Consider the following 3,393-nt stretch of genomic DNA (forward strand, 5'->3'; position numbering starts at 1 on the left):
GATCGCAGAATATTAGCCACAGGCACTACCATGATCATCTATGCTCGCGTTTTGAGTCGCTCCCTGGCGGCTTCCCTGCTGCTGTGTCCGCTGGTCTCCACGGCCGCGCAGACTGATACCGACAACAGTGTCCACGAAATTCCTGAAGTGACGGTCAACGCTGAAAGCAACCAGGGTACCCTGGCAGATACCTCGGAGAGCTACGCCCCGAAAACCCCGGTGAGTGCGCCCACCGGCCTGGCGCTGACCCGCCGGGAAACACCCCAGTCGGTGTCGATGGTAACGCGGACGCTGATGGATGATTTCCAGATCGTCTCAGTCAGCGAAGCGCTGGCGGCCGCGCCGGGTGTGGTGGTGGACCAGGTGGAAACCGACCGGGTGTATTACAACGCCCGGGGTTTTGAAATCACCAACTACCAGTACGATGGCCTGGGCATGCCGCTGCCCTATGAAATCGTCAACGGTGATGTGGATACCAGCCTGTTTGAGCGGGTGGAAATCGTGCGCGGTTCCAATGGTCTGATGACCGGGTTGGGAAACCCGTCCGCCACCGTCAACTACGTGCGCAAGCGTCCTACCCTGGATAATCACACGACGCTTTCTGCCAGTTACGGTTCCTGGGATAACCGCCGCATGGAAGTGGACACTTCCGGCAGCCTGACCGAGAACGGCCGGGTGCGTGGGCGCATGGTTGGCGCCTATCAGGATCGCAATTCCTACCTGGATCGTTACGAGAATGAGCGCGGCGTCTTCTACGGCGTGGTGGAAGCCGACCTCACCGACTCCACCCTGTTCACGCTGGGCTATAGCTACCAGAACAGCAACGCGGACAGCCCCATGTGGGGGTCGCTGCCCCTGTTCTACTCCGATGGCTCTCCCACTGACTACGACGTGGAAACCAGCACCGCAGCGGATTGGGCGTACTGGGACAGCAACACCGAATCCGTATTCGCCGAACTGCAGCAGCGTTTCGATAACGGTTGGGAAGCCAATGCGGTGTACACCTACCGCAAAATGGAAGGTGAATCCGAACTGTTCTACGTCTACGGCACCCCGAACAAGGACGAAACCGGCCTGTTCGCCTACCCCAGCTACTATGAAGACAAGGTCACCGAGCGTGTGTTCGACTTGTATGCTCGCGGCCCGTTTGAAGTGGGCGGCCGTGTTCACGAAATGGTCGTTGGGGCTAACTATGCGAAAGGCCGCATTGAGGAAACCTCAAACTATGGCCGGGGTATTGGTACACCGCTGACCCCGGATCAGGCTTTTGGTGGCAGTTACCCCAAGCCGCCCTTCGATGCCTCTATTGACGGCAGCAAGTGGGATGATCGCTACCGCAGTGCCTACCTGGCAACTCGTCTGAGCCTGGCCGACCCGCTGACCCTGATTGGCGGCGCACGCTATGTAGACGTAACTAGCGAAGGGGAAGGCTACGGTACCAGCAAGGATGCCAGCGCCAGCGAAACCGTGCCCTATGTGGGCCTGATTTATGATTTGACCGATGTGCATTCCGTTTACGGCAGTTACACCAAAATCTTCAACCCGCAGACCGAAGAAGATATCACTGGCCAACGGCTGGAGCCGGTGACCGGCGAAACCCAGGAACTGGGTCTGAAATCGGAATGGCAGGATGGCCGTATTTATACCGCGTTGATCGCCTTCCGTACGGATCAGGAAAATCTGGCGGACCCTGCCGGCATGATCGGCCCGGACACCTACTACGGTGGTGTGGACGTGGAAAGCTTCGGCTATGAAGGGGAAATCAGCGGTGAAATTCTACCCGGCTGGCAATTGGCTGGTGGCTACACTTGGCTGGAAATTGAAGACCAGGACGGCGATGAAATCCGCAACTACACCCCGCGGGAAATCTTCCGCCTGTCCACGACCTACCGCCCTGCGGCTATTCAGAAACTGAAAACCGGTGTGCAGGTCAGCTGGCAGGACAGCATTTACCGGGGCGGCACCGGCGGTGTACCGAAAACTACCCAGGACAGCTATGCGCTGGTGAACCTGATGGCCAGCTATGACTGGACCAAACACCTGACCACCACCCTGAACGTGAACAACGTGACCGACGAAAAATACTATAACTCGCTGTATGTGGGGCAGGCTTTCTACGGTGCACCGCGTAGTGCCAATGTGCGGTTCGACTATAAATTTTGAGAAGGCTGGGTGGGTGACGTCTACGGCTAACTCGCCCTGAGACAGCAAAAAAGCGCAACCGTTTAACGCCGACGTCTGCACAAGCAAGGGCGTCGGCGTTTTTTTATGTCTGAAACGTTAATAGAGAGAGACGCGAGTGACGAGGTGCGAGGAACGAAAAGCAAATGCGATGGTGTTGTTCGCAACTCGTTACTGGAATTACAGTTTCAGCTTGTTCAGGCCCCGGCGAATGCCCTGTCCCAGGCCGGCTTTGATGATCGGGCCGATCAGGGGCAGCTTGCCTTCAAACTCGATGGTGTAGTCCAGCTGGCTGCCGCCATTGGCCGCTTCGGAAAAGCGCATGATGCCTTTATGGTGCTTCAGCGGGCTGCCCTTGGTGATGGTGTATTCGATGCGCTCGTTGGGGACCACCTTGGTGACGGTTTCTTCGAACGGCGGCGCCACCAGAATCTGCATCTTCCGGGTGGAACCCACGCCGTTGTGGCTGTCCTGTCCGTCTTTAATGCGTTTGATCTTGGCTGGGGCAAAAATCAGCTCCAGGTTTTCGTGCACGCTGAGAAAGTCGAACAGCTTGTCCACGGAGAACGGAAACGTCTTGGAAATCTCGATGCGTTGCATGGCGGTTGCTCCCACTGGGGCCCGGCACGCCGCCGGGAAAGAGTGACACTGCCTGGCTGGCAGTAAACAGGGTGTTGATTTTGACGGCTGGCCGTTTGCCCGCAAGGTTAATTTGGGCCATAGCGCAGCCCTCGGCAGTTGCTCCGACCGGGCTTGCGGTCATCAGAACCCTTCAGCCAACCAGGCGGTCACCAAAGCGGCGCTGTCCTCACGGCAGCCGCCGGCATTCTGCCCGGCCCACAGTGGCGAACAGTCACCACTACCCTGCGCTTCTGCGGCGGCGCGTAATGGCCCGATAGCGTTGCCCGCCAGCGGGAATGCCGGCGCCGCATCCGGGAAGCTGCCCAGCTCGCGCATCAGCCGATTGACCATGCCCCGGGCGGGGCGCCCGGAAAAAGCCGTGGTTAATGCGGTGTGTTGGGCCCGGTCGCTGTTCAGCCATTCTCGATGCACGGGTTTGGTGGTGGCTTCCGGACACAACAGGTAGGCCGTGCCCNCTTGCACGGCGGTTGCGCCTAACGCCATGGCGGCCCGCACGCCGGCCGGACTGGCAATGCCGCCGGCGGCGATCACCGGGATGGAGACGGCATCGGCCACCTGCGGCACCAGACT

3 protein-coding genes are annotated in these 3,393 nt (G+C 59.1%); 1 reads left to right on the plus strand and 2 read right to left on the minus strand.

All coding sequences use genetic code 11. The annotated features are described in order from the left end of the window. The first annotated feature begins 30 nt into the window (after window positions 1–30). A complete protein-coding gene (locus A3754_RS10985; protein ID WP_063519713.1) occupies window positions 31–2,163 on the plus strand; it encodes a TonB-dependent siderophore receptor in 2,133 nt (710 codons plus the stop codon). 198 nt (window positions 2,164–2,361) lie between these two features. Here A3754_RS10985 and A3754_RS10990 read toward each other — a convergent pair whose 3' ends face one another. Together A3754_RS10990 and A3754_RS10995 are read right to left on the minus strand one after the other, a co-directional pair. Further along, on the minus strand, window positions 2,362–2,781 hold the full coding sequence (locus A3754_RS10990; protein WP_063519714.1) for an SRPBCC family protein: 420 nt from the start codon (window positions 2,779–2,781) through the stop codon (window positions 2,362–2,364). Window positions 2,782–2,943: 162 nt separating this feature from the next. Then, on the minus strand, window positions 2,944–3,393 hold a 450-nt coding region (locus A3754_RS10995), incomplete at its 5' end, for a nitronate monooxygenase family protein (RefSeq protein WP_197468623.1).

The organism is Alcanivorax sp. HI0083, assembly GCF_001635175.1.

Excerpts from the sequence above, each read along its gene's own strand:
- A3754_RS10990 (WP_063519714.1), bottom strand. The coding sequence starts at position 2,781 with ATGCAACGCATCGAGATTTCCAAGACGTTTCCGTTCTCCGTGGACAAG.
- A3754_RS10985 (WP_063519713.1), top strand. The coding sequence starts at position 31 with ATGATCATCTATGCTCGCGTTTTGAGTCGCTCCCTGGCGGCTTCCCTG.